The following is a 26,782-nucleotide window of genomic DNA, read 5'->3' as shown; positions in this document are numbered from 1 at the left end:
TCAGCCGAAATATGTAGTGCAAGACAAAATGCAACATTCCATAATAGAATGTTGCATTTTTCTATTTTAATCCTTTCATTTCTGTGGTATTCTTTTAAAGACTGCATATTGCTATTTTTCGACAAATATTTCTCTTTTATTGAAACATATACAGTCAGAATCAGGAGTACACATGAAAAGCTTTATATGTGAAATGTTCTATAAGCAGCGGGCGGCATTCGAGCAAAGCTGCGCTTCCAGGGGCAAAGAATATCCTCTTCCGGAAGACGTTTTCCTACAATCGGATATTTTCTATGACGAGAAGCATGTTCCGGCACATCGTCTGGATGTCTACCGTCCCAGGGGACGGGACGGAGAGATTCTCCCGGTCATCGTCAACGTACATGGCGGAGGCCTCCTCATAGGGAACAAGGAATTCAACCGTCCCTTTTGTGCCTCCCTTTGTGAGGCGGGGTATCTGGTATTCAGCATTGAGTACCGGCTGATACCGGACTGTCTCTTCTATGACCAGCTGGCTGACCTGCATCTGGCACTGGATTTTATCCGGGATCATCTGACGGAATACGGCGGTGACATTTCCCACATATATGCCTGCGGCGACAGCGGCGGTGCCTGTCTGCTGACTTATGGAATCGCCATGCAGCGAAGCACTGCACTGGCACAGGCTGCCGGAGTAACCCCTTCTGACCTGCCAGTCCGGGCACTTGGTCTGGTCAGCGGTATGTTCTATACGAACCGCCTGGATCAGATCGGACTTTTCCTCCCCAGATATCTCTACGGCCGGCATTATAAAAAAAGTGCTTTTGCCCCCTATGTATCTCCGGAGCACCCGGACATCGTGACCAGCCTGCCACCTAGTCTCCTGATCACCAGTGACAACGATAATCTTCAGAGCTATACTCTGAATTTTGAAAAGGCTCTGCGCAGACATCAGATGCCCCATAAACTGATCAACTACCCGAAGGATCCCCGCCTGACCCATGCGTTCAGCGCTTTTTACCCAGAGCTTCCGGAAAGCAGGGAAGTGATCCACCATTTGATTCACTTTTTTGAACATACCGGGGAAGAATGTAAAGGAGGATGTGTATCATGACATACGACGAAAATGTTTTCAAAGAAAAAGCTAATCGGAAAGCCCGCAAGATCTGGATCGTTTTTGCTGTTTTACTGAGTGCCAACTATGGCTCCGATGCGTCCGGCGGGTTATACCCCACCACTTCTTACCTTATTTTCCTGGCATTGTGCTGGCTGCCTCTGATCTTCGGCGAAGTGCTGTTACGTGTAAAGGGCTGGGCAACGGAGCTCTACCGCTACGATCTGGTCATCGGTTACGGCATCTTCTATACCTTTGTAATCTGTACCACAGCGTCACCCATCGCATTCACTTACATCCTTCCGGTGACAAGCTTACTGGTCCTGTATAAGAACCGGAAATTCATGATCAACTGCGGTATCGTCAACTCTCTGATCATTGTGGGCGCTGCCGTCTACCGCTACATGCTGGGCTTTAACAGTGCTTCCGATATGAAGAATTACCAGCTGCAGCTGTCCTGTATCATCCTGTGTTACATCTGTTATGTCATGTCCATCCGCCATCTGAACGAGTCCGACGGTGCCATGACCGACAGTATCAAAGCCGACCTTCACAGAGTGGTGACCACCGTAGAACAGGTCAAGACATCCAGCAATACCATTCTGGACGGCATTACCGTTGTCAGAGAACTGGCTTCTGAGAACAAGCACGGTTCCGATATGGTCATGCTGGGTATGAATGAATTGACGGATAATAACCATATGCTACAGGATCGGACGACCTCTTCCACACAGATGACTTCCGACATCCGTGCCCAGGTGGAAAATGTTGTGGCACTCATCAGCGAAATGGTATCTCTGGTCGGGAAAACCGAATCCCATTCCAGTGTCAGTGCAAAAGATCTGCAAAGTTTGGTAAGCACTGCCACCACGATGTCAGAGCTTTCTACGGAGCTGGAAAATGTCCTGCAGAATTTCCAGCAGGAATTTGGCATGGTGAAGCAGGAGACCGGTACCATCGAAAAAATTACAAATCAGACGAACCTGCTGGCCTTAAACGCTTCCATTGAAGCTGCCAGAGCCGGTGAAGCAGGCAAGGGCTTCGCAGTGGTAGCTGATCAGATCCGTACCTTAAGTACTGAAACCCACGCTTCCTCCGGACAGATCAGAGAAGCTCTGTCCCGTCTGGATGCTACTTCCGCTAAGATGACCGCTTCCATTGAAGAGACCTTGAAGCTGATCCAGGTTACCCTGGAAAAGGTAACACATACCGGTGAAAATGTAAATCAGATCGCATCTGATTCCGCACAACTTGGCAGACATATTCAGGTAGTTGATAATGCAATTAAAGAGGTGGAAAGCTCCAATACCCAGCTGGTATCCAATATGGAACAGGTATCCAACATCGTGGAGACTATCACCGGCTGTATTGCACACTCCAGCCAGACCAGTGAGCGTATGCTCAGTAAATACGAAGAAACCGCTTCCAATATCAACACCATCGAGGATGTCATGGAGAACATGATGTGTGATCTGGGTATCGGCGGCTTCATGGGTATCGAAGATATTCAGCCAGGTATGAAGATCGATCTGAAAGTAGCCGGCCAGGGAGATACGGAATACCTTGGAGAACTGATCGAACAGATTCCGGAGGGTCTGCTGGTATCCTGTCAGAAGGAGCTAGCACTCACAGATACCGCTTCCTGTACCTTACAGATCACCGCAGGCAACATCCTGTATTGTTGGGACAAGGCAGTCATCTCTCCCGCTCCTGAAAAGGGTGCTCATGCCTTCAAAATCATCATTAATACCAGACCCAGGATCAATAACCGCCGTAAATACCCCCGTATGGATCTGAACAATGCCTGCACCATCAAGTTCAAAAATTCTGATACGGAATATGCGGCCACCATGGATAATATCAGTGCCAACGGCTTTGCTTTTCTGGCGACAGACAATATCTTCACCCAGAGCAAGAATGCCTCGGTCACTGTCACTATCCATGATTTCGCTCTCCCGGATCACAATGTGCTGGAAGGACGTATCATCCGCTGCTCCGATGATAACGGTCTGTTCATCGTAGGCTGCCAGATGCCGGAGGATAACTTCTATATCCTGGAGTATGTAGAGAAAAATCTGGAAAGCAAGAAATAGTCAAATACAAAAGGGTGTCGCACAGCGGCACCCTTTCTTGTTTGGTTTTATAGTTTCATCTATGGCTTCAGGAGCCGGGCGATCAGACCCTCGACCTCCTGGAGCTGTTCTTTTGTGCTCTCCTTGTGGCTTTCCTTGCGGTATTTCGAAGGGGACATTCCCTTCATAGCGTGAAAGGCCTTGGTAAATACCAGGGCATCGCTGTATCCGCAGGACAATGCAATACTCTCGATAGGATAATTCGTGGAGTCCAGAAGCTCTCTCGCCTTGGTAATACGGAAGGTAGTAAGGAACTGCTGGGGAGACATCCCCAGATAGTTCTGGAACAGCGTATATAAATAGCTGCGGTTGATACACACATAGTCCGCCACATCCGTGACCTTGATGGGGTTACAGTAGTTGCTCTGGATAAAGGAGACCGCTTTTTTCACATACTGGTTCCCCTTATCCTCTTCCTCCCTTGCCACCACACCGGCGCTGTCGGCGATCACCGACAGAAATACTCCCAGCAGTCCGTTCCGCCGCAGATCATCCGCAATGCCAAAGGTATTATGCTCCATCATATCCCGGACAATGGAATACAGTTCCTCCGATTTATCACAGGAAAAAATAGGATGCCGGTCCGACAGTCCCATGCTGTGTAAGTATTCTTCGGCGCGGCTTCCAGCAAAGCCCACCCACAGATAGCTCCAGGGATCCTTCGCATCCGCCTGATAAAAAGCCAGTTCATTGGGCTGGATCAGGAAACCGTAACCCGCCTCCAGCCGGTATTCCTTGTCGTGAAACCGGAAATGTCCCTTGCCACTCAGGACATAGTGGATCAGGTAATGTGGCTTGGAGGCCGGTCCGAAGCTGTGCAGCGGTGCCGTCTGGGAGCATCCGCAGCAGTTCACATACAGACTTCCTGTTTTATCATTGACAAAATCCAGTTTAAATGCTTTTTCCATGATCGGACCGTTTCCCTTCTGCGTTGCCGCTCTCTCATCTAATTCACGAGAATCCCGCCGTTTTCATCAAATTCGACACCGAAATCCCGGCTGTATTCATTCATACGCTGCAAAATTCTCTTCTTATCCTCACCTGCTGCCGGAGTAGGCTTAAAATCATTCCGGGTGGACACAGAACTCACCATGCAGGGAATGATCCTGGCATTCCGGTCCTCCACCTTTTGTCCGTTTTCGAATGTAAAGGTCTGCTGGAAGATCATGGTGTCTTTATCTGCTGGGTTCCGGTTGGCCCCGAAACAGAAATTCGCCAGGCTATAGATAATATATCTGCCCTTATATTCTTCGATTCCCTGGAGGACATGGGGATGATGACCAATGACCAGATCCACACCCCAGTCAATGCATTTTCTGCCAAGTACCTGTTGGTAATTCTCCGGATAAGTATCTTTCTCGATCCCCCAGTGACAACAGGCCAGGATCAGGTCCACATTCTGTTCCCGCAGGGTCTCGATATTGTTCTGGATCAGCTTTTCCGCCTGTGCGCCCCACTCTACCTCATTGACAGAGATGATTCCTATTTTCAGGTTCCGTTCTCCGCCGTGGGCTGCCGCACTGTCCGGGATCTCATAGATACCCACATTTTTATCATAAGCATAAATGATCCCTTCCTGCTCTAATGCCACCACAGTATCCCGGCTTCCCTGTTCGCCATAATCCAGGCGGTGATTGTTGGCGAAGCTGACGGCCTCAATGCTCCCCAGCGTCAGCAGATGAGCATAGGCTGGATCCCCTTTGATGCAGTAGGTCTGTCCCTCCCGCATCTGTTCCGATGTGGTCAGAGGCCCTTCCAGATTCACGATGGTCATATCGTCCGCCGCAAAGATGTCTCTCACATTTTCAAAGAAATAACCTTCGTCCTCCGCCTGATCATAGGCCTGACGGAAGGAGGCACTGTAGTCTTGTTCCTGATGATTTCCCAACGTTACATCCCCTGCTGCGGAGATGGTGATCGTATAACGTTCACCCGTCAAATCACCGGAGTCATGGCAAGATCCCGATGTTGTTGCGTTCTCTCCACCGGAAGCCGTCCCTGTCTGTGCCCCCGTAGCAGAATCTTCTGCCGTCTGCCCAGCCTGCGTAGTTGCATTGTAACCGCCGATAGGCTGCGCCAGATCTTCCCTTCCCGGAATGTAGATCTGCTGTGTCAGGTCATCGCCACATCCACCAAGTATTATGACTGCCGCTGCACAGAACAGTGCTGCAAACCTTTGTTTTCGATACCCCATAAGCTGCTCCCTCATTATCGTAGCATGATCCGCACCTTTGGTGCTTACCGTTGCTTCGCAACTATCATGATCCCATTCGCCGTTCGTCAATCCTGCTGGCACATTGACTCTCATACGTCAATTATAATATCATTCCGCAGAAGCCTCCGATGTGGAAGTAATGTCTCCGTCTCCGTACAGATTCTCCTGCAGGAATTTCTTGTTGGCTTCGAAATCCACTTCCAGCACTGCCATCTTACGGATGGTCGCATCCTTATAGGTGCCCTCCAGTGGAATGCTGTTCTGGATAATATCGTAAGTCACGGCCTTAGGTGCCATAAGGCTCAGCCGATAGCATTCTGTCTGGGTCAGATTCGTGGTCAGATTCGGCATCAGACCATCGATCAGCTCCTGGGGATTGGTCAGCATTCCCTGCGGAAGCTTGTGGATCACCTCTGCCAATACCTTTCTCTGCCTCTCGGTTCTGCCGAAATCCGTACCGATATAACGGTTTCTGCAATACGCCAGTGCCTGCGGTCCGTTCAGGTGTACCATACCGCCGGAAGTATCTTCAAAATAGTCGGTACCTTCCGGTCTTCCCAGCAGAATGTTGTATTCCACCAGATAACCATTGACATATTCCACTTCCTTGCTGGTCAGCTCAAGATCCACACCGCCCACTGCATCCACCAGATTGGCAAATGCTTCAAAGTTCACCAGTACATAGCGGCTGATATGAATATCGAAATTCTGCTCAATAGTCTCCATCAGCAGTTCTGCGCCGCCATAGGAATATGCCGCATTCAGACGATTCCCCTTATGTCCCGGAATGTCCACATACATATCACGGAGCAGGGATGTCATGTAGATCTTCTTCGTCTTGTTGCTGATGGACAGCAGGATCATGGCATCTGATCTGCCGTCTTCACCGTTTTCACGGGAATCGTTACCGATCAGCAGAATATTGGTCACGCCTTCTTCTTTCATGGGAGAGGACGCTACCGACTCGATCTTCTCATAGTTCATCTCTCCGTAGACTTTTCCTACCAGCACATACAATCCTGCTGCCAGGAATACAAGGATCAGCGCCACTGCGATCAGGAAACGCTTGAGTCCTGACTTTTTCTTCTTTCTGCCGCTCCCGGCTCCCTTTTTATTTCCTTTTCTGTTCCTTTTATCCGCTTTCGTGTCTATCTCCTCACGCTTCCCGAATCTTCTTCCGGAGCGTTTTCTATCGTTATAATCGTCCTCATAGTCCTCTACATAGTCATCCCGTCTGCTGCGGCGGGTTCTGCCTGAGGTCTCCTGTCTGCGGTGATCAGCGTTACTGCTACGGCCGCCACCGTTACGACTCTCTGAAGTCTTACGTGCCGTCTCTCTGCGGGCGGCCTGTCTCCTGCGGTATGTGGGATCATCCCAGTCCTCTACATAGTCCTCACGGGATCCTGCTCTTCTGTCGGATCCGATCACATCCAGTTCCTCCTCTTCCTCGTCATCTTCCCTCATATCATACATCTGCGGAGCCGGGCGGGCTGCCTCACGCTCCGCAGAGTGTGTCCCCGCATTCGCCGCCGGGCGCCCCGTACTGCGGCGGGCTCCCGCCCCGGATGCCTGCATTTCCTGCATCTCCTGTTGTAAAAAGGCTTCCAGACCCTTTTGTATATCTTCCATCTCCTGAATGGAGTCTCTTTCCTTATCGCTCATCCTGTACCTCACTTCCACATACCTGATTTTGCACTCTTTTATTCCTATTCATCTTCTAGGATAATACCATAATCTGCTGTATTCGTCACGACAGAAATCCTTAAAATTTGTTTAAATGTTATCCGGTATTTCTTAAGAAACGCCAACAAGAAAGACCATCTGCGGCAGCTACACGATTTTCTTTCGTATGCTTTCCTCAGATGGTCTCTGCATTTTTGTTGACTTATGTCTGCTTTATTTATGAGCAAGCCTTGCGTCTATGTAATTTTTCAGAGATTCCACCGTCTCTTCTACACCCAGCTTGCTGCTGTTGATAGACAGATCGTAATTACGGGAATCGCCCCATTTTACCTTACAATGACTATTGTGGTAAGACTTTCTGCGACGGTCCTTCTCGATCATACGCTCTTCCGCATGACGGGCATCCAGCTCATAGATCTCCATGACACGTTTGATCTTGGCCTCCCGGTCTCCCAATACGAAGATGGAGATCAGGTGCGGATTGTCCTTCAGCACAATCTCGGAACAGCGTCCTACGATCACAAAGGATTCCCCTGCTTCCGCCTTTTTCTTAATATAATCGAACTGCATTCTGGCCACATTGTCTGCCGGAGAGCTGTTCATTCCCATTACACTGCGGTACAGGAATTTGTTACGTCTCGTTTCATCGAACTCTGCCAGCTCCTGGCTGCTTACGTTCATGCTTGCAGCTACCTCGTCTAACAGGTTGTGATCGTACATCGGCAGCTTATAATACTCTGCCAGCTTCTGTGCGATCTCATGTCCGCCGCTGCCGTATTCACGACTGACGGAGATAATCAGTTGTTCACTCATGGATCTGCCCTCCTTATGGCTGGATATATTTCCAAAATTTTTTAAACTCGTATTCTGCAAATACATCTTACAGATATCTTGCATAGATCATCAGCATAGAGATCCCTACTACTATTATAGTCGCAGGTGCCATAACTTTGCAATATTTTCCCCACTTAATCATATGACCGGCTTTCGCTGCGGTGGCGATACCTACTACGTTGGCAGAAGCTCCGATGGGAGTTGCGCTTCCTCCAATATCGGTTCCCATAGCCAATGCCCATGCCAGAATGGACAGATCCACGCTCTGGGCAGCAGACAGACTGCTGATAATCGGGATCATGGTCGCTGCAAAAGGAATATTATCCACAAATGCGCTGGCGATGGCGGAGATCCACAGGATAATGGCGATCATCAGCATCAGATTGCCGTTACTGATATCTCCGATGAAGTTCGCCATGACTTTCAGGATACCTGTCTGCTCCAGACCACCTACGACCATAAACAGTCCGATGAAGAACAGCAGCGTCTTGTAATCAATCTGTCTGATCAGCTTCAGCGCATCTTTGCCTGCAGCGATCAATGTCACGATGGAGATGAATACACCGATGCAGGATACGGTCAGTCCAGTCTGTGCGTGGGTCACCAGCAGAACTACCGCACACAGGAAAATAATAGTGCTGATAATAAATCCTTTTTTATCGGTAATGGCTTCGGAAGGATCCGGGTAGGTCTGGTTGCTGCCTGCTGCAGCTGCCTCACTGGCACGCAGTTCCTTGTGGAATACCAGATAGAAATACAGTACGACCACAACCAGGGAAACGCCTGCGATCACACCGGTATTGGTCAGGAAATCCGTGAAGGAATATCCCAGGGAAGTACCGATGATGATATTGGGGGGATCTCCGCACATGGTAGCGGATCCTCCCAGATTCGCACAGAACACTTCTGCCAGAATCATAGGCACCGGATTGAATTTCAACAGTTGTGACAATTCAATGGTAACGGCTGCCAGGAACAGGATTACGGTAATACTGTCAATGAACATTGCCAGAATACCGGATAATACCATAAAGGTGACAAACAGCGGTACAACCTTATACTTGACCATCTTGGCAAGGCGCATGCACAGCCAGCGGAAGAATCCCACCCGGGCCATTCCCTCTACCATGATCATCATTCCTGCTACGAACACGATGGTCTCCCAGTTGATACCACTGGAAGCCTCTGCGGACTGTCCCGCCGTGTACCAGAAATGACTTGTGAAAAAGCTGCCTAAGTTCAAAGTCTCCAGCACTGCGCTCATACTGTGCATTCCCAGTCCGAATACCAGTACCAGTGTCAGCAGACCGCAGCCCAATGTGATAATGTGTCTCTCCCATACTTCCAGGACGATCAGTACAAACATCGCCAGAAATATGATTACTGCAAGTATTTGTGCTACCACTTTCCCTGCCTCCTTGCTAATTTTTCTTTAGAACATACAAGAGTAGATTCTATCCGAAATATCGGCATAAGTCAATTCTTCTTTTGGTTTCTATGCATAAATATTCCGTTAAGGTTTTTTACAAATTGCGACGCATAAAAAACTCCGGAAGATCCTGCCTGCATACCGATCTTTCGGAGCCTTTTTATTGCTTATATTGTTTTATTCATTCCGGAAGCTTTCGATATCGTTCTTTCCCACATACCGCAAGAACATCCGGTGCATATCAATACCGCTTTCTCCGAAATACAATTTCATGTACTTCTCACCGTCCTGCCGGATTGCCAGCGTGACGGACTGTTCCACCACTTTGCCCTCCGTGCCGTTAATCGTCACGGTCTGCTGTAATGTATTATTCAGGAACACGGAAATAGGCAGCTGCGCCAGCGGGCCCAACGTGGAACTCATCCGGAATACCAGTTCGTACCGTCCGATCTTCGTGAAACGCAGCTGGTATACCGCACCAGTACCTTTCTTCGTGGACAGCTTCTCCAGCGGAAGTTCCATCTCTTCGCCGGTCTTCGGCTCCGGCAGTTCCAGCCGGGCCAGCACCTGTCCGCTGTCTCCGGCTCCTTCGGTGCTTACCGGACTGTGAAGCTCCGTACACTCCTCTTCCTCTCTGCCAAGCAGCCTCTCCATGGCAACGGAACGTAACAGGAAGCAGCAGATGTTTGCAGCATTCCGCATAAGCTGCGCTCTGGTCAGCCTGCCGTCTGCCAGTCCTTCCGCAGTGTTGTCCTTATTAGAATTGGATGCTGCGTCTGCGGTCACCATGTAAATATCATTCTGCGCCCGGACCATAGGTACCGTCTGACTCTTGGAACCGGATTCGCCTTCCTCATTGATCTTTGCCCACCAGTCGGTCATGACAATACCCTGATAGCCCCATTCCTTACGGAGAATGGTTGTCAGAAGATCATAGCTGCCTGCGGTCCACAGTCCGTTCACCGGGCCATAGGTGGACATGATGCTGTAGGCTCCGCCCTGTTTTACGGCGATCTCAAATCCTTTCAGATAGATCTCCCGCAATGCCCTCTCGGATACAATAGCATTGGCATCATGCCGTTTGAATTCCTGATTATTACATGCAAAATGCTTGATGGTTCCGGTAACTCCATATTTTCCCATGCCTTTCAGCTGTGCCGCCGCCATGGTACCGGTGAGGTACGGATCCTCGGAAAAATACTCAAAGTTACGTCCATTCAACGGATTTCTGTGAATATTGATGCCGGGGCCTAAGAGGGAATCAATCTTGTTCTTGCGAAGCTCCATGCCCTCCATCTCATACAGTTCTTCCACCAACTCCGGATCAAAGGTACATGCCAGCAACGTACCGTTCGGCAGTGCATAGGCCATGGTACCGCAGTCCATACGGATGCCGGAAGGACCATCGGAACAGCAGGCCACCGGAATACCGAATTGCTGCAGTCCATCCGTCACACCGCCGAAAGCTGCTGCTGTTCCGGGGGTAACTTTCGGGGAACACATGCCTTCTCCTCTGGTCATGCAGATCAGATCTTCGTCTGACAGCTGTGTCAGGAACTGTTCCAACGTAATCTTTTTGTCATAGACATCTGCCAGCTTCCATCCCTGATCTCCCATGTATTCGCTCCGGGTGGGTCTTTCCCGCAAAATACGTTCCGCCAGATCTATGGTCCGTAAGGGCACATCCTCCCAGTTGGCGATGGCATGCTTGTTTTCTCCGAAGAAGAACGGTCGTAAGCGTTTAAATGCCTGCACCGGAGCCAGTGCTTCCGTAACGGTTTGTACGACCTGCAGCTCCGCTAATGTCACTCTTCCGACTTCTCTTGCACTCCGCACATCGGTACCGACATAGAAGATATAGTCTCCTGCTTCCAATACATAGCAGGATTTATGTCCAGTGACACCACTGTCATCATAGGACGCAAGCTCCGTCAGTTCTGCTTTCAGGATCAGTTCTTCACTTGCTCCGGGCTTCAGTTCTTCCGTCTTGGCATAAGCTGCCAGCTGACGCAGCGGCTTTCCCAGCTTTCCCTGAGGAGCCTCCACATAGACCTGTATGGTCTCTCTGCCGGACATACTGCCAACATTTGTCACTTTCTCAATGACAGTTGCCTCGGTACCCTGCACTGCCAGTCCCATGCTCTCTGTCTGGAACCGGGTATAGGACAGTCCAAAGCCAAAGGGATATTTTACCTTGTCTCTGGCAAAGGTCTCAAAATAGCGATAACCTACATAGATGTCCTCGGTATAAAAATTCTCCACCGGATCCCCGAAATTCTCCGTGGAAGGATAATCCTCAATATCTTCCGCAATAGTATCGCTGAGCTTACCACCGGGATTCACTTTTCCTGTCAGGACATCTACTGTAGCTCTGCCGCCCTCCTGGCCGCCCTGCCATACATAGAGCACAGCCTGTGGCTGATACCGGTCGACCCACTTCATATCCATGATATTACCCACATTCAGCACAACGATCGTCCTGGCAAATGCATTGCAGACATTACGAAGAATTTCTTCCTCCGCAGCTGTCAGCAGATAACTGCCTTCCGCAGCACTATTATCCTTGTCTTCTCCTGCGGTTCGGCCGAGAACCACAATCGCCAGATCCGACTGTTCCGCCGCCTGTCTCGCCAGTTCTTCGCTGACGGGCATTTCTTCCTGGTTCCAGGGCTCCATGGCCCATCCCTCTCCTATATCAAAAGGATGATCCTTCAGCCATTCCCGGTACTGTGCCTCCAGTACCTCATTCACCTGTACGGTGCCGTCTTCCTTGAGACTGTCTGTAATATTGGTCACATATGGAGCATTGACCATACCTCCGGAACCCGTACCGCTCTTATAATGCTCGAACTGGGTTCTGCCGAAGATCGACACTTTCTGCCCTTTTTGCAGAGGCAGCACACCGTCTTCATTTCGAAGCAGTACGCTTCCCTCCGCCGCCACACGTCTTGCCAGTTCCGCATATTTCTCATAATCCAATGTATATTTCATATATCTGTCTGCTCCCTTCCTGTTATATCTATATTTCTGTATCTTTTATCCTAATAATAGCATTAATTTCCCAATACATCCACAAGAAAAGCTCTTTCTCTGACAGAAAGAGCCTCAAAAACATTTTATTGATTTTACAAGATGATCCGAACCACAAAATCCCCATCCTCCATAAAAAACTGATATTGTCCGCTAAGTTTTTCTACATAATATACGATGCTTCTGGCTCCCAGCCCGTGTCCCGAACGTTCTGTCACCGGAACGCCATCCGCAAATGTGGGAACACTACGCACTGTATTTTTCTCCATCAGAAGAAGATGCCCCGCCTTTTCCGACAGAGACAATTCTATGTATCGTTTATCCTCCGGCAGTTCCTGTACGGCATGCATGGCATTTTCCAGTACGTTTGACAGGATCGCACAGAACATCATTTCAGAGCAGGGAAGTTTCTCTCCAATGCTGACCTGTATCTCCCATCGGATCCTCTGCTCCTCAAACCGCATATTATAGATGGACAGTACGGAATTCACCATCTCATTTCTACAATAGGTCTTGATCACTGTATCATCATAAGTCTGGCTGACCTCATTCAGATATTCCAGCGCCTTGTCGGTTTCTCCCTGTTGGATCAGTGTTCGCAGCACCGACAGATGATGCCTCGTATCATGCCGCAAAATGGACATCTTTTTCTCGCTTTTTCTCGTATTGGTCATTTCTGTCTGGAATGAATTCAGCTGCATCTGGATCAGTTCATTGTACTGCTCTGCCTTGTTCTTCATCTCGTACTCCCGGAAATATACCAGTAAAAAGAGCAGATACGTCAGGCACATGGCAAAGCCCAGGAACTCCGGCACCGCCTTATTGCCGGAATACAACAGACTGGAAAATTTGGTCGTGGCATAGTCAAAAATGTAATAAATGATCGGCAGGCTTCCAATGATCAGAAGTTCCCGGTCCGTTTTGGCAAACAGCATGGCTGTGGTCTGGCATACATACCGGCATAAAAGGATGAAAGCTCCCACCGTCACCAGAATACGACAGACATAATAGCACCATTCCTGTCCTGTCAGAGCCAAAGCAAACAGTCCCATCCAGTTACTGCACTGACAACATAGATATGCCGTGAAAATAGAAATCAGGGAAGGAAGAATACGGAATTTATAATGCAAAACCAGTACAAATAACAATGGGGCATGCACGATCAGTGGATAAATCTGATCTACTGTTTCTGTTCCAAAGAGAAGTACACACAGAACATATAGAATTCCTGAAACAACCGCCAATGACAACAATTGCAATATATTTTTCTTATCCTGCTTCACTCCCAGAAAAAATGCCGACAGGAAGATTCCAAACAGCATTGTCGTTGTATGATGTGTATATGTTAATATCTGTAGTACCATTTTCTTCTCTCTTTCGTATTCTTACCATACATTTTTTACGGTATAAACCATTTCTGTTATATGACCCACCCCGATATGCGAATAGAGGGTAGGATTGTGGGAGTGCGTAGCACGTAGGCATCAAAGCCGGGGGCCTTTGACCTCGACTTTATTATATAAGACTCTCAACGAGAAATCAATTTGTGGATGATTTGACTTTTTGCGTCACAAATGTCAGCATGTCTCGCCTGTGGGATTCAGTAGCTTCTACGCCTTTCGCCGGCGTCTGGTATCACTGGGACTGACACCATAAGCATTGCGGTAGGTTCTGGAAAAATGCACCAATGACGCAAATCCGGTCTTCTGCGCGATCTCCTGGATCGCCAGAGAAGACTCCACCAGAAGTCTTCCGGCTCTGGTCAGCCGGACATTGGTAAGGTATTCCAGAACGGTGGCTCCGGTCACCTCGCGGAAAATACGGCAAAAATAGTATTTACTTAAATGGATCTGGGATGCGATGGTCTCCAGATCTATTTTTTCCGCATAATGGGCATTGATATAGGCGATGGCATCCAGAATCTCCTGTCTGGGAGCTGCGGAGAGCTCCGGCATCTGTGTCCGCTCCTGCCTCGTATAGTAGTCTCTGCACAGTAGCAGCAGTTCCAGACAATAGTTTTGCTTTAATTTCTCGGCCACAGCATCGTGGCGGTTATAATATTTCCGCAGCCGTTCGAAGACCTCTACCAGTTCTCCGGACTGTTCCGTTGTCAGATGCAGAATATCATTCTGCAGAACCTCCAGGAACCGCTGCTTCTCCACAGGTTTCAACATTCCATCCAGATAATCCGGTGCAAAATTCAAGACATACCGGGCATAGAAATCCGAGGACAGACTCTGCATATAATGCGTCTGGTAGGGTTTGATCAGGATGATGTCTCCCGGATTCAGCACATGACAGACACCATCCAGGAAGATGTATCGTATCCCCTTCACCACAAAAAAAAGTTCGTAAGTATCGTGATAATGATTGGTCTGCATATCATTTTTTTTGGTTGTCTCTATGTATTCCAGAAACAGATCGGAATAAGGGTCAAAAATCGTACGAAGCATAGTTTTCCTTTCCCGGAATCATTCCGGCAAGATTCATTCGATTGCTTTTTATTACCGCAAGATATGTTAAACAATCTTAAAAATAAAAGATTATAATGGGATTATATAATAAATCTTGTGCCATGTGAAGTATATTGGAAGGAGATAACTTATGGAGAAAAGACCTTTAGACTATGCAAAAGCATCCATGGATACCATGATGCGCAAATGGGAAGCCCCCAAGCTTCCGCCCGAAGGAAGATTCCATTATCATCAGGGAGTATTCCTGTCCGGAATGTACAAAAGCTATGAACTTTGCAAAGAGGAAAAATATTTTGATTACATCAAATCCTGGGTGGATGCCGTCATCACCGAAGACGGTGTGATCAAACAGGCTGATATGGGGCAGTTCGACGATATGCAGCCGGGTATTCTGTTATATCCCCTCTATCATTGTACCGGTGATGCCAGATATAAGAAAGCCCTGGACTCTCTGATGGCTGCCATTGATTGTTATCCCACCACTCCCGAGGGCGGCTATTTCCACAAGGCTGATCTGCCGGAAGAAATGTGGCTGGACGGTCTGTACATGGAAGGTCCGCTGCGCGCGCAGTATGGCGCAGAATTCCATCACCCCGAATATTTTGATGAGGTTATCTTCCAGGCTCTGACCATGCAGAAACATACCCGTGACCCCAAGACCGGTCTGCTGTATCATGCATGGTCTTATGACAGGAAAGTAGAATGGGCTGACAAAGAGACCGGCTGCTCCCCCGAATTCTGGGGCAGAGCCATGGGATGGGTGCCTGTAGCCCTCCTGGACGAACTGGATTTCATTCCCGCCGATCATCCGGACAGAGCAAAATCGGAAAAAATGGCGGTAGATCTGTTAAAATCTCTGCTTGCATTCCAGTCTGAGGATGGCAGATGGTATCAGGTAGTCAACCGGGGCGATGATCCTGCCAACTGGCTGGAGAATTCCTGCAGCTGCCTGTATGTAGCGGCTCTGTGCAAAGCGATCCGCAAAGGTCTGCTAGATGCATCTTATCTGGAATATGCCCACAAGGGTTATGAGGGTGTGATCCGCTCCCTGACCTGGGAAGGCGATGACCTCATTATCGGTAATGTCTGCATCGGAACCGGTGTCGGTGACTATGAGCACTACATTCACCGCCCCGTATCCGCCAACGATCTGCACGGGGTCGGCGCCTTCCTGCTGATGTGTGAAGAGTGCGAACAGGTATTTTAATATCTTGTAACTATTCAGAGCCATGCAAAACCAGGCTTACAGATCCTCGCTGCCGGGATTCCGGCGGCGGGCAGATCTGCTTATATTATTACTTTTTACAGCTTTACTTTTACAAAATCATGTCCCATGGCGGGAAGCACCTTTTCGATCAGATCCGCCGTCCGCATGCGGAGGCTGGAGGTATTGATGCAGGGATGGCATCCGAAATATTCGCTGTCCAGCACCTCCTCATCGATCAGCAGCTTCACCTGATGTTCCTTATCGTTCATCAGACCGAGTACACTGACAGAGCCGGGGGTGATATCCAGGAATTTCTCCATGTATTCCGGCTTGGCAAAAGAAAGCCTCGCCGAGCCGATCTGCGCCGACAGATCCTTGGTATGGAACACCTTGGTATCCGGGATCATCAGCAGATAGAATGCGGTCTCCTGACGGTTGCACAGGAACAGATTCTTGCAGACCATGGACTGTAAGATTTCATCGACTTCCTTGCAATCCTCCATGGTCATCGCGGGCGCGTGATCCACGCGGTCATATTCCACGCCTAAGCCATCCAGCAGGTCATAGGTGCGTATCTCTTTGTCCAGTCTGCCGGTGGTATCGGCAGGTCTTCCTTTTTGCAATACTAATGTCATTGTCTTTTCCCCTTTGTTGTCTAGTAACCGATGGTGTCGTTTACGAGGATCACATGGATCCGGTCCGTATGTCTGGAATATCTCGTGATCAGGAACTGGCAGCAGATGGTATCCGGAGACTTACAATCGAAGCATTTTCCGGTTTCTTTGCAGGGAGTCTTGATGTCGAATCTCTGGGCGTTGATAGGTGCAGCCACGTTTCTCGCACGCTTCATGGCGCTGTCTAAGTCTGCGCAGACCTTGTTCATGCCGACGATAAAGATTACTTTCCTCGGCCCCTGGGCTATGCAGGAGACACGGTTGGAATTGCCGTCGATATTGACCATGACACCGTCGCTGGTGATGGCATTGGCACTGGAGAGGAAGATATCCGCATCGTAAGCTGCCATAAGTCCGGCTCTGGCATCCATCTTAGAGCGGTCGATATAGTGGTAATTGCCTGCTTCCAGAGCAGAGATCAGTCCGATCTCTCCGGCGCTCATGCATCCTCCCATGGCGATAGTGCTTCCCTCCGGGATCAGCTCCAGTGCCTGTTTTAGTGCAGCTTCTTTATCCTCTGCATAATAACCTGACATGTTACGGGACTGTAATCCCTTGATCACTGTTTTGGCCAGCTGTTCATTTCTTTTTCTGATCATTTCGTTCATCTCTTAACCTTCCTGCCTTTCCGTAATCTGCAAATTTTATTCCTGAAAACCAGACTCTTTTTGACCCTATTTTATCAAAAAAATAATTCTGTGTATAGCAACCATTTTATATTTGACAATACTTTTCGCATATGCTAGGATATTTCCAATATTAGGGAGTAGTTCACATCGGGTAACCGGTGTTGTGTTGGTCGTCATCACGTTAGTGAAGCCACAGGCAGTCGCTAACCGGGCAGTACACTTCTACAGAAATGGAACGAGACTTTTATTGTATGTTTATCATGCATTAAAAGTCTTTTTTTGCGTGATAAACAAAGGATCCGGGTACATTATTTAAGAAGGAGGATTTGTATATGACACAAAAAAACATCTGGAATATTTCTGTAAAAGAACTCATGGAAAAATATCAGGTGACAGAACAGGGGCTTACTACTGCCCGCGCGGAGGAGCTTCGCCTGGAAAAGGGTGAAAATATCCTGCAAGAGAGCAGGCGCAAAAGTATACCGGAAGTATTTATCAGTCAGTTTGCTGATCTGCTGGTAGTAATCCTGATCATTGCAGCTGCGATCTCCATGTTTTCCGGCAATACGGAGAGTACCATTGTAATCCTGCTGGTACTGGTGATCAACGCCATCCTGGGAACCCTGCAGCATGTAAAGGCCCAGCGTTCTCTGGATAGTCTCAGGCAGTTATCTTCGCCCGGTGCAAAAGTCATTCGAGACGGTGTGAAACGGGAAATTCCATCGAAGGATATTGTGCCGGGTGACATTGTCATATTGGAAGCGGGAGACATGATCGTGGCTGATGGCCGTATCCTGCACAGCTATTCGCTGCAGGTCAATGAAAGCTCTCTGACAGGCGAGTCTGCCAATGTAGAGAAAACAGATGCCATTATAGAGGGTGATGTGGCACTTGCTGACCGGGCAAATATGGTCTATTCCGGAAGTCTGGTCACCTACGGACGCGCTGAAATGCTGGTGACCGCTACCGGCATGGAGACGGAGCTGGGTAAGATTGCAGGGCTGATGAATGCAGCCAAAGAGCGCAAGACACCGCTGCAGGAGAGCTTGGACAAGTTCAGCAGCAGACTTGCCATACTGATCCTGATCATATGTGCTGTCGTATTCTGCCTGTGTATCTATCGCCGTATGACACTGTTGGACTCCATGATGTTTGCTGTGGCACTGGCTGTTGCTGCAATCCCTGAGGCACTGAGCTCCATTGTGACCATAGTGCAAGCCTTTGGTACACAGAAAATGGCAAAGGAAAATGCAATTATCAAGAATCTTAAGGCTGTGGAAAGTCTGGGCTGTGTCTCTGTTATCTGCTCTGATAAGACCGGAACACTGACACAGAATAAAATGACGGTGCAGCAGATTTATATAGAAGACCGGTTATACGAGCCGGACCAGCTTGACCTTTTGAATCAGACTCATCGTTATCTGCTCTACGACGCTGTCCTCAACAATGATTCGAGCATCGTCGATGACAAGGGCATCGGTGACCCTACAGAATACGCGCTTTTAGAAATGTTCCGAAGGATTGAAGCGGATACATCTTCTATTTTGAAAGAAGCAAATATGCATGAAGATATCCTCAGGCAGAACATGCAACGCCTTGAGGAAGTGCCTTTTGATTCCGACAGAAAGCTGATGAGTACGAAATATATGCTGCATGGTGTACCCACGATCCTCACCAAAGGTGCTGTGGATGTTCTCTTAGACCGCTGTGACTATGTGCGCTGCAGCGACGGTATCCGTCCTATGACGGAAGCTGAAAAAGACAAGATCCGTATGCAGAATCAGCTTTTTTCAGAAAATGGCCTGCGTGTATTGTCTTTTGCTTACAAGGAATCGGAGGAAAATCTCGACATCCATGCGGAGTATGGCTATACCTTCCTGGGTCTGATCTCTATGGTAGATCCTCCCAGAGAGGAATCTGCGGCTGCCGTTGCAGCTTCCAAGAGAGCCGGCATCCGTCCGGTCATGATCACCGGTGATCATAAGGTAACAGCAGTGGCAATTGCCCGCCGGATCGGAATATACGAAGAAGGAGACCTTGCACTGACAGGTGCGGAGCTGGATGCCATGAGCGACAGCGAACTGGAGGAACAGATCGCACAAATCTCCGTCTATGCCAGAGTATCTCCCGAGAACAAAATCCGGATTGTCGAGGCATGGCAGCGCAGAGGTAATATTGTCTCTATGACAGGAGACGGTGTGAATGATGCTCCTGCATTGAAAAAGGCAGACATCGGTGTCGCTATGGGAATTACCGGAACCGAGGTATCCAAGGATGCCGCAGACATGATTCTGTCAGATGATAATTTCGCAACGATCATCAAGGCAGTGGCAAACGGGCGTAATGTATACAGAAATATCAAAAATGCCATTTTGTTCCTGCTGTCCGGCAATACCGCCGGTATCTTAGCCGTATTATACACATCCCTGATGGGACTTCCTGTACCTTTTACACCTGTACATCTGCTGTTCATCAACCTGCTGACCGATTCTCTTCCGGCCCTGGCAATCGGCATGGAACCGGCAGATGACGACCTTCTGAAGGAAAAGCCCAGGAATCCACGGGAAGGAATCCTCACCAGAGGCTTTATGATTACGATGATAACACAGGGTCTGCTGATCGCAGCAGCCTCCATGACAGCTTATCACATCGGACTGACCGTCAGTTCGGCTATGGCCTCCACTATGGCTTTTGCCACACTGACACTGGCCAGATTGTTCCATGGTTTTAACTGTCGTGGCAGCGAATCCATCTTCTGGCTGGGACTGACCTCGAACCGCTACAGCCTCTATGCTTTCATCGCAGGAGTCTCTTTACTGGCACTGGTAATCTTCATTCCGGGACTGCACAGTGTATTCAGCATAGCCGATCTGCCTATGACAGCACTCGGTCAGATCGTGGGGCTCGCCCTCATGCCGACCGTGCTGATACAGATAATGAAAATCATCAGATATAAATAATTGATTTAATCAATATCTTCCACAGACTGCAATCTTTCCTTTTTTACCTTCAGATATTCTTCTGCATAATGTGTCTCTTCGTCGGTCGTCAGAATGACCTCCTGCCCCTGCGGCATATCAATATCTGTTGCCACAAGCAGGAGGGAATCCTCCTTCAGCCAGCTTTCCAGCCCTGTGAAAAACCGCGGATCGTAATGCTCTGCGCCTTTCAGCTCGTTATGATATCTGTCAAAAGAATAGTCCACGGGAGACAATACATTATAGTCATAATAGCAGATGCCCTGCCCCGCCCAAAAGCTTGTCACCACAAGATAATCGTAGCCGTCTTTTTCTGTAAGGAATATCTGTACGTTCCCCGCATGGGCAATGGCGAATTCCTGCGACCACAGAGGAATGATTCCATATTGTCCGTCTCCCAGATATTCGTAGACCGCTACCGTTCCCCAGTTTCCGGCCTTCCGCAATGCTTCTGTGAGATTTTCGTTTTCTTCCTCCAAATGAACCTTCGTTACAATCTTTTCCTTGTAACCGTTATGGGTCAGATCATAATATCCGGTATAGACTTCTGTCATATCCGGTTCTTCTTTGTCGATATTCTCCTCTTCCAAATAACGAGAATATGTTTTTTGTACCGAAAAATCTCCCAGAGAAAAATTACCATCTTTTTGCATGGATACCGGTGCCGTTATATTAAAGCCAGTCTCATAAACCAGGTCCGCCATCTCGTTCATATTTATGCCAACCCCTACATTTGCAAAGGGCTGTCCTCCACGAAAATCATACCGGATCTGCGCTCCCACACCGATGCTTTTATAAGTGTATCCTTCCAGTTTCTGCAACAGACGGGTCTGATCCAGATCAATACTCTTCTGAGCATCTATCTTTCCGTTTTTATCCAGAAAATCCACATGAAGTGTATGGAACTGTTCATCCAGCGTATCCGCCGCAAGGATCCGTCTGTCAAAATCTTCAACCACATTTGTATATTCGGAGACCTTCGGGGTTCCTTTCTGTACATCTACATAATACAGTCCTTCCACATAAATACCGGTTCCTGTCCCCTGTATGGTAGAAATGTAGTACTCCTTGTCGCCATCCCCATCATAATCTGCGGCTTCTATCGCAGGTGGTGCCGAATACATGTTTCGCCAGGGGATCTCCACCCGATATTCCTCGTCTCCGTCGTGGATCACCAGACAGTCTTCTGCACCGTTGCCCCAAACACTGACTGTCTCATCATAAGAGTATGACAGCACACCATACTCTCCTTCCGGCAGCTCCCGGGCAGCATCCACCGAGACTTGATCTGCCCGGGTTTTCTCCTGATATAGTCCGGTCTGGCAGGTAAGTTTCTCCGGCTCAGGTTCCGTTGTCGTCTCCGGGATTGTCTGTGAGGTGGCTGTAGCAGTTTCCTGACCGACTTCCTCTGCCTGAGCAGATTCGGTATCAGAGATTTCCAAAGCGTCCCTACTGCTGCCGCAGCCTGTCAGAGAAAATGCCACGATCAATACCAATAATCCGCTGCTTATTTCTTTGTGAAGCTTTCTTTTGTACATACGCCCTCCCCCTATAGCCGGTAAATGCATTTTCTATCTTTATCATATCTAACGAATCTGGCAAAGTAAAGCCAAAAAAAGCCCAAAAAGTGCCGACACCATGCTTTTCGGTATCGGCACCTTTTCTTTTTAAAATGCTGAAAGTCACTCTGAAGACATTGTAACACCTAAAGCCAGCTTTAGGTCAAGAATTATTGTTTTACATATCTCTGATTTTTACTATTTGGCTTTTCCGGCAATGTCATTTTTATTAGTCCCAACTCTATGGCAGGCTTGATATAATTTTTTCGAAATGTTTCCTTGGATTTCAAATGCAGTGCCTCCATGATCGCATTAGCGGTATAGGGAACGTCGTACTCCATTACTTCCAACATCCGTTTTACATATTCTGACATATTTTCATTTGTCTTATTTACCTGTATGATAACTTCATCTAATACCTGATCTATCATACTTAACATAAATTCTATAAAAACATCTGAATTTCCATTCACATGGCATTTTGCTATTGCATCATAATATTCTGCCTGGAATCTTTCAATCTGGCTTTCCAACGGAATATATTCAAACACATTTCTCCAACGGTATAGCATTACCGTATGCCATAATCTGGCCATTCTTCCATTTCCGTCTGCAAAAGGATGTATAAACACAAATTCGTAATGAAAAACAGCTGACACAATAAGCGGATGTATTGTCCCTTCACTGTTTTTAACCCATGAAAATAAATCCTTCATCAGTTCATTTACCATATTTGGCGGCGGTGCCACAAAAATACACTGATCTCCGGAAAAGACACCCTCTTCCCCTTTTCTGAATACGCCGGATTCCTCTACTGTTCTATAGGTCATTATTCCATGGATTTTTTTCAGATCTGACATGCTTTTGGGATTTATTTCCGAGATTTTTTCATATGCAGCATATGCATTTTTCACCTCTTGTATTTCCTTTTGATCTCCCAATACAAGATGACCATTGATGACATCTCTCACTTCAGCCAGAGACAAGGAATTTGCTTCTATTTTTAAGGAAGAATGAATGGATCGGATCCGGTTGTTTTTCCTTAAATGCGGCCTTGCCTCTAATTCTCCGTGACTGCTTATTTTACCTACTTTTTCAGATATAGAAGAAACAAGCTCCAACATTTTATTTGAGATCGTATATGGCGGTTCATATTTTCCCATTTATGTCACTCCATCTTGCTTATTATCTTGCTTACTATCTTACTCGTTTTGGATATCATTAGCAATCTTTTTATTTTTTGTGTGTAGCTCAAGATTATATTAGGTGATCTAATAATATAAATCTGCTAATTCCATTATGAAGAGAGCCACAAAGCACTATACTATCAAGATCAACACACGATAAGTGGTGATCTTTTAACTAAAAATGGGCGGCCGTTGGCTTTGGAAAGCGGCCGTTCTAAAACAAAATTGAGACCGTTGGGCACTGTAAACTGCAGGAAAGCTAGGAATCCAATGATAACCGGTCACTTGGGGAGCTTTTTTTATACTTTTCTGACGAAATGTCTGATATCACATGGATACAGGCTTTTCAAATGCTGCTCCAAATGTTCAGAACAATGCTTTCAGATAACACTGAACTTTCAGACGAAAAAATCGATGAATTGGCGAATGCATTTATGGATGCGCAAGAAAAGAACCTGAAAGATATGATTTTTCAGGTTCCTTCTTTATCATTACGAAACACTTATCTGTAAGCACTTACGATTGCCGTTACATATACTGCAATGATTACAATGCTCGCAACAAATACTGTTATTTTGAAGATGTTTATTCTTATCGGTTTCTGTCCATTGTCTCTCAAATATTGGTTACAGATATTAACACTTTCCATTGCCAGACCTGCCGTTTCCGCAGCGTATGCTGCTTCTGCTGTTTCCGCGCCTACGGCATGTGCGACACTTCGTCCAAGATTCACAGATCTTCCGCGATCTGATAACTCTTTGGCTCCCTTTAACCAGAATCCTAAATGCTGGCATACAATCTGTAGTCTCGCATATGCAATGGCACCCCAGAATAGTGGAACGAAACATAACACAAATGTAATTCCCATTGAATAGAGCCATTCTGATAGATATTCTGTTGGATCCAATATCTGAAATGTTGCTATTGTATATATAAATCCCATAACAATCGTTAATGCAAACGGAATGAGAAACCCAACACCAACCTGCAGCAATATAATTGATCTTCTTGCAATCTTATAACTATTATTCTGTACTTTCTTATATGTTTCGGTGTCGTAGTTTTTCGACTGAAACGCAGCGTCATGCCATCCCATGTATATTTCCCTCTGGTATACTTTCTGTAATATGGTAAATACGAGTCATTCTGAAACAAAATAATTATATCATGATGTGGAAGCTTGGACAACATTTTGTTATAAAAAATAGATTTCTCAAACTTCGCACATAGATTTTAGCTATGCACCTTGAAAATTCAATACCTGGCAGTTATTCAGTTGTCAATGTTCTGACCTTAAGATAGATTTAGAAATCTGCTTATCATTTTGAATCGCTTGTGTTATACTTTTATTCATAGCATGAGCCTCCGGTTTGTATTGTTTTTTAACAACTCAATTATACCAAAACCATTGGTTTCATGCTATTTTTATGCCAGTTATTATTGAATTTTCAAGGTGCATAGGCACATTTTAATGTGCGAAGTTTGAGATACTATTTAAAATTATCATTCTGAGAGAAAGGAATTCCGACTATGGGAATCAGATTAGTCTGCAGTGACCTCGATGGTACACTTTTACAATATGGAAAAAAAGAATTGGAAGGCGAGATTTTTGACCAGATCCGGGCACTTCATGACCGGGGGATCCTGTTTTGCCCGGCGTCTGGAAGACAGTATACCAGTCTGCGGAAGCTGTTCGCTCCGGTGGCGGATTGCTGTATTTTCTTATGTGAAAACGGTGGCGTGATCTACAAGGACGAGCTGTGCATTGCGAAAAATCCCATGCCCCGTGCCCTGGCGGAAGAGATTGCAGAAGATCTGTGGAGCCGGAGTGACGGGCAGGGCGAAGTCATGCTCTCCGGACAGAATACGGCTTATCTGATGGAACGTGGGCTGGGAATGCTGGACAGAATAAAGTTTATTGGCAACAACTATCAGGTCATTCAGGATCCTTCCGAAATTCCGGAGGACATCGTAAAGGTCTCCGTATATCTCCATGAAGGCGTAGCAGCTTATGCTGACCGCTTCGTCCCCCGCTGGGAGCAGGCGAACTGTGCAGTGGCGGGACCTTACTGGATCGATACCACCCTTGCCAACAAAGGCATCGGTGTGCAATCCATTTGTAAAATTCTTGGCTTTGACCTCGCGGATGTCATGGCCTTCGGTGACAATTATAACGATGTATCCATGCTGGATATCGTGGGACATCCCTATATTATGGACGGAGCTGCCGGTCCGTTGAGAGAAAAATATCCGCAGCACACTCCCCGGCCCGAGGATGTACTGCGGAGCCTTCTCTAGTCCTGAGCATCCGCAGTGTCCGCAATGATGCTCAGCTTTATTTTCATTTTCAAAATACGCAGGACCGATTCGTTGAGGCGTTCCTCGGTAATCTCACCGGTTTCGACCGCCTTGATGACTGCGGGTACCTGTACTTCAAAATCGGTGCAGCACAGCATATCGTTTCCCGCCTGTACCGCCCTTACGGCAATCTCCGCATCCCCGGCGAACTGCCGTACTCCTTCCATGACCAGATCATCGGTAATGATCACGCCGTCAAACCCTAATTCATTACGCAAAATATTATGTACCGGTAGAGAAATAGATGCCGGTACCTGATCATCCATGCAGGAGACAACATTGTGGGATACCAGTACCATATCGGCTCCGGCATCGATTCCTGCCTGAAACGGCAGAAAGTCAGAATTTACAAATGTTTCATAAGGACGTTCATCATAAGCAACACCGGTGTGCGTATCAGAGTTGTTGCCATATCCCGGAAAATGTTTTAATACACTCCCCATGTGCTCTTCGGACATGACACCGACCACCGTTTGCACATAGACCGCCGTCTGTTCCGCATCCTGCCCGAAACTGCGGGGATAAATAAAATCCTGCGGATCCTGTGATACATCGCATACCGGAGCAAAATTCAGATTAATTCCCAGGCTCTGCAGTAATTGACATTTTTCCTGTGTGTCACTCCGAATAAGGTCCCATCCTCCCTGAGCATACAGTTCCTGAGGAGAGGCAAAAGGCGTTTCCCTCAGGTTCGCATTTTTGCTGACACGGTTTACCGTGCCGCCTTCCTCATCCACACCGATCAGCAGAGGTATTTCCGCAGCATTCTGGTAACTTTGAATGGATGCCGTTACTTCCTCTTTTGTTTTACCGGTAAAATCCCGGGCAAATAAGATATATCCACCGAGATGATACTGCGTCACCTTGGATGCTGCATCCGTCTCCGGGCACCGGGCGATGAACATCTGTCCGACTTTTTCCTCTAAGGTCATTCCTGCCAGGAGTTCTTCTGCCCTCTGCTCTACAGGATCTTCCGTTTTCACCGGTTCGCTTTCTTCTGTCTCCGGCAATTCCGTAGGATCTGCACTGTTCTCCGCACCGTTGCCGCTCACATCAGAATCCGATACACTCTGTTCCGACATAGGCTCCGGCTGAACTTCCGGTATTATTTCCTGTGCAGACTCCTCTGTACTTCTTAAATTCCACAACAAAAAAACCAGAATTCCAACACATATGACAGATAACACGATCACTACGATATTCCGCACCTTTTTCATTTCGCATTTCTCCATAATATTATTATAAAGATGCCAGGGTCAAAAGGTCTAAGCCCACATGAGCTTGCTCATAAGTGGGTGAA

19 protein-coding genes are annotated in these 26,782 nt (G+C 47.5%); 5 read left to right on the top strand and 14 right to left on the bottom strand.

The annotated features are described in order from the left end of the window. Positions 1-172 precede the first annotated feature (172 nt). Together DW835_RS05155 and DW835_RS05150 are read left to right on the top strand one after the other, a co-directional pair. Complete coding sequence (locus DW835_RS05155; RefSeq protein WP_118730792.1) at positions 173-1,093, top strand: alpha/beta hydrolase; 921 nt, start codon at positions 173-175, stop codon at positions 1,091-1,093. Continuing rightward, positions 1,090-3,186, top strand: a complete 2,097-nt coding sequence (locus tag DW835_RS05150) for a methyl-accepting chemotaxis protein (RefSeq protein WP_118730791.1) — start codon at positions 1,090-1,092, stop codon at positions 3,184-3,186. Before DW835_RS05155 ends, DW835_RS05150 begins: the two co-directional genes overlap by 4 nt. 59 nt (positions 3,187-3,245) lie before the next feature. On the opposite strand, the gene DW835_RS05145 is transcribed toward DW835_RS05150, so the two are convergent. The 8 genes from DW835_RS05145 to DW835_RS05110 form a co-directional block, all read right to left on the bottom strand. Further along, positions 3,246-4,133: an AraC family transcriptional regulator gene (locus DW835_RS05145; protein WP_022313554.1), complete on the bottom strand. Its 888-nt coding sequence runs from the start codon at positions 4,131-4,133 to the stop codon at positions 3,246-3,248. Positions 4,134-4,171: 38 nt separating this feature from the next. Continuing rightward, the gene (locus tag DW835_RS05140; protein ID WP_118503051.1) at positions 4,172-5,533 is read right to left on the bottom strand and encodes a CapA family protein; all 1,362 of its coding nucleotides are present in this window, start codon (positions 5,531-5,533) and stop codon (positions 4,172-4,174) included. Between the two features lie 15 nt (positions 5,534-5,548). After that, positions 5,549-7,102: an LCP family protein gene (locus DW835_RS05135; protein ID WP_118503053.1), complete on the bottom strand. Its 1,554-nt coding sequence runs from the start codon at positions 7,100-7,102 to the stop codon at positions 5,549-5,551. A gap of 234 nt (positions 7,103-7,336) precedes the next feature. After that, positions 7,337-7,936: a cytidylate kinase-like family protein gene (locus DW835_RS05130; RefSeq protein WP_117465386.1), complete on the bottom strand. Its 600-nt coding sequence runs from the start codon at positions 7,934-7,936 to the stop codon at positions 7,337-7,339. A 67-nt stretch (positions 7,937-8,003) separates the two neighbouring features. Further along, a complete protein-coding gene (locus tag DW835_RS05125; protein WP_330672237.1) occupies positions 8,004-9,362 on the bottom strand; it encodes an SLC13 family permease in 1,359 nt (452 codons plus the stop codon). 201 nt (positions 9,363-9,563) lie between these two features. Beyond that, complete coding sequence (locus DW835_RS05120) at positions 9,564-12,377, bottom strand: glycoside hydrolase family 3 protein (protein WP_118730790.1); 2,814 nt, start codon at positions 12,375-12,377, stop codon at positions 9,564-9,566. 134 nt (positions 12,378-12,511) lie between these two features. Continuing rightward, positions 12,512-13,738: a GHKL domain-containing protein gene (locus tag DW835_RS05115; protein WP_243037055.1), complete on the bottom strand. Its 1,227-nt coding sequence runs from the start codon at positions 13,736-13,738 to the stop codon at positions 12,512-12,514. Positions 13,739-14,026: 288 nt separating this feature from the next. Continuing rightward, a complete protein-coding gene (locus DW835_RS05110) occupies positions 14,027-14,869 on the bottom strand; it encodes an AraC family transcriptional regulator (protein WP_118669185.1) in 843 nt (280 codons plus the stop codon). A 151-nt stretch (positions 14,870-15,020) separates the two neighbouring features. On the opposite strand from DW835_RS05110, the gene DW835_RS05105 reads away from it, so the two are divergent. Continuing rightward, complete coding sequence (locus DW835_RS05105; protein WP_118669186.1) at positions 15,021-16,097, top strand: glycoside hydrolase family 88 protein; 1,077 nt, start codon at positions 15,021-15,023, stop codon at positions 16,095-16,097. A 95-nt stretch (positions 16,098-16,192) separates the two neighbouring features. Here the strand turns inward: DW835_RS05105 and DW835_RS05100 are convergent, their stop codons facing one another. Together DW835_RS05100 and DW835_RS05095 are read right to left on the bottom strand one after the other, a co-directional pair. Further along, the gene (locus DW835_RS05100) at positions 16,193-16,732 is read right to left on the bottom strand and encodes a prolyl-tRNA synthetase associated domain-containing protein (RefSeq protein ID WP_118669187.1); all 540 of its coding nucleotides are present in this window, start codon (positions 16,730-16,732) and stop codon (positions 16,193-16,195) included. A gap of 20 nt (positions 16,733-16,752) precedes the next feature. Next, positions 16,753-17,379 carry a lactate utilization protein gene (locus DW835_RS05095; RefSeq protein ID WP_022155029.1) on the bottom strand — a complete coding sequence of 209 codons (627 nt, stop codon included), beginning with the start codon at positions 17,377-17,379 and terminating at the stop codon, positions 16,753-16,755. A 353-nt stretch (positions 17,380-17,732) separates the two neighbouring features. Here DW835_RS05095 and DW835_RS05090 point away from each other — a divergent pair, with 353 nt between their 5' ends. Next, on the top strand, positions 17,733-20,360 hold the full coding sequence (locus DW835_RS05090) for a cation-translocating P-type ATPase (RefSeq protein WP_118669188.1): 2,628 nt from the start codon (positions 17,733-17,735) through the stop codon (positions 20,358-20,360). A 5-nt stretch (positions 20,361-20,365) separates the two neighbouring features. On the opposite strand, the gene DW835_RS05085 is transcribed toward DW835_RS05090, so the two are convergent. From DW835_RS05085 to DW835_RS05070, 3 genes are all read right to left on the bottom strand, one after another. Beyond that, on the bottom strand, positions 20,366-21,916 hold the full coding sequence (locus tag DW835_RS05085; RefSeq protein WP_118669189.1) for a hypothetical protein: 1,551 nt from the start codon (positions 21,914-21,916) through the stop codon (positions 20,366-20,368). Positions 21,917-22,107: 191 nt separating this feature from the next. Beyond that, entirely contained in the window at positions 22,108-23,100 is a 993-nt protein-coding gene (locus DW835_RS05080; protein ID WP_118669190.1) for a Fic family protein, read from the bottom strand. A gap of 526 nt (positions 23,101-23,626) precedes the next feature. Beyond that, positions 23,627-24,220 (bottom strand): hypothetical protein, encoded by a 594-nt coding sequence (locus DW835_RS05070; protein ID WP_118669192.1) that lies wholly within the window; start codon positions 24,218-24,220, stop codon positions 23,627-23,629. Between the two features lie 434 nt (positions 24,221-24,654). Here DW835_RS05070 and DW835_RS05065 point away from each other — a divergent pair, with 434 nt between their 5' ends. After that, positions 24,655-25,422 carry an HAD family hydrolase gene (locus tag DW835_RS05065; protein WP_118503067.1) on the top strand — a complete coding sequence of 256 codons (768 nt, stop codon included), beginning with the start codon at positions 24,655-24,657 and terminating at the stop codon, positions 25,420-25,422. On the opposite strand, the gene DW835_RS05060 is transcribed toward DW835_RS05065, so the two are convergent. After that, positions 25,419-26,699, bottom strand: a complete 1,281-nt coding sequence (locus DW835_RS05060; RefSeq protein WP_118503069.1) for a glycoside hydrolase family 3 N-terminal domain-containing protein — start codon at positions 26,697-26,699, stop codon at positions 25,419-25,421. The genes DW835_RS05065 and DW835_RS05060 overlap by 4 nt on opposite strands. Positions 26,700-26,782 lie beyond the last annotated feature (83 nt).

This window comes from Clostridium sp. AM34-9AC (assembly GCF_003480225.1).
Taxonomy (GTDB): domain Bacteria; phylum Bacillota; class Clostridia; order Lachnospirales; family Lachnospiraceae; genus Acetatifactor; species Acetatifactor acetigignens.
This window is presented reverse-complemented; position numbering and strand designations above follow the sequence as displayed.

Excerpts from the sequence above, each read along its gene's own strand:
- DW835_RS05130 (WP_117465386.1), bottom strand. The coding sequence starts at position 7,936 with ATGAGTGAACAACTGATTATCTCCGTCAGTCGTGAATACGGCAGCGGC.
- DW835_RS05105 (WP_118669186.1), top strand. The coding sequence starts at position 15,021 with ATGGAGAAAAGACCTTTAGACTATGCAAAAGCATCCATGGATACCATG.
- DW835_RS05155 (WP_118730792.1), top strand. The coding sequence starts at position 173 with ATGAAAAGCTTTATATGTGAAATGTTCTATAAGCAGCGGGCGGCATTC.
- DW835_RS05140 (WP_118503051.1), bottom strand. The coding sequence starts at position 5,533 with ATGAGAGTCAATGTGCCAGCAGGATTGACGAACGGCGAATGGGATCAT.
- DW835_RS05070 (WP_118669192.1), bottom strand. The coding sequence starts at position 24,220 with ATGGGATGGCATGACGCTGCGTTTCAGTCGAAAAACTACGACACCGAA.
- DW835_RS05060 (WP_118503069.1), bottom strand. The coding sequence starts at position 26,699 with ATGAAAAAGGTGCGGAATATCGTAGTGATCGTGTTATCTGTCATATGT.
- DW835_RS05150 (WP_118730791.1), top strand. The coding sequence starts at position 1,090 with ATGACATACGACGAAAATGTTTTCAAAGAAAAAGCTAATCGGAAAGCC.
- DW835_RS05090 (WP_118669188.1), top strand. The coding sequence starts at position 17,733 with ATGACACAAAAAAACATCTGGAATATTTCTGTAAAAGAACTCATGGAA.
- DW835_RS05095 (WP_022155029.1), bottom strand. The coding sequence starts at position 17,379 with ATGAACGAAATGATCAGAAAAAGAAATGAACAGCTGGCCAAAACAGTG.
- DW835_RS05110 (WP_118669185.1), bottom strand. The coding sequence starts at position 14,869 with ATGCTTCGTACGATTTTTGACCCTTATTCCGATCTGTTTCTGGAATAC.
- DW835_RS05085 (WP_118669189.1), bottom strand. The coding sequence starts at position 21,916 with ATGTACAAAAGAAAGCTTCACAAAGAAATAAGCAGCGGATTATTGGTA.
- DW835_RS05115 (WP_243037055.1), bottom strand. The coding sequence starts at position 13,738 with ATGCTGTTTGGAATCTTCCTGTCGGCATTTTTTCTGGGAGTGAAGCAG.
- DW835_RS05135 (WP_118503053.1), bottom strand. The coding sequence starts at position 7,102 with ATGAGCGATAAGGAAAGAGACTCCATTCAGGAGATGGAAGATATACAA.
- DW835_RS05145 (WP_022313554.1), bottom strand. The coding sequence starts at position 4,133 with ATGGAAAAAGCATTTAAACTGGATTTTGTCAATGATAAAACAGGAAGT.
- DW835_RS05065 (WP_118503067.1), top strand. The coding sequence starts at position 24,655 with ATGGGAATCAGATTAGTCTGCAGTGACCTCGATGGTACACTTTTACAA.
- DW835_RS05100 (WP_118669187.1), bottom strand. The coding sequence starts at position 16,732 with ATGACATTAGTATTGCAAAAAGGAAGACCTGCCGATACCACCGGCAGA.
- DW835_RS05080 (WP_118669190.1), bottom strand. The coding sequence starts at position 23,100 with ATGGGAAAATATGAACCGCCATATACGATCTCAAATAAAATGTTGGAG.
- DW835_RS05120 (WP_118730790.1), bottom strand. The coding sequence starts at position 12,377 with ATGAAATATACATTGGATTATGAGAAATATGCGGAACTGGCAAGACGT.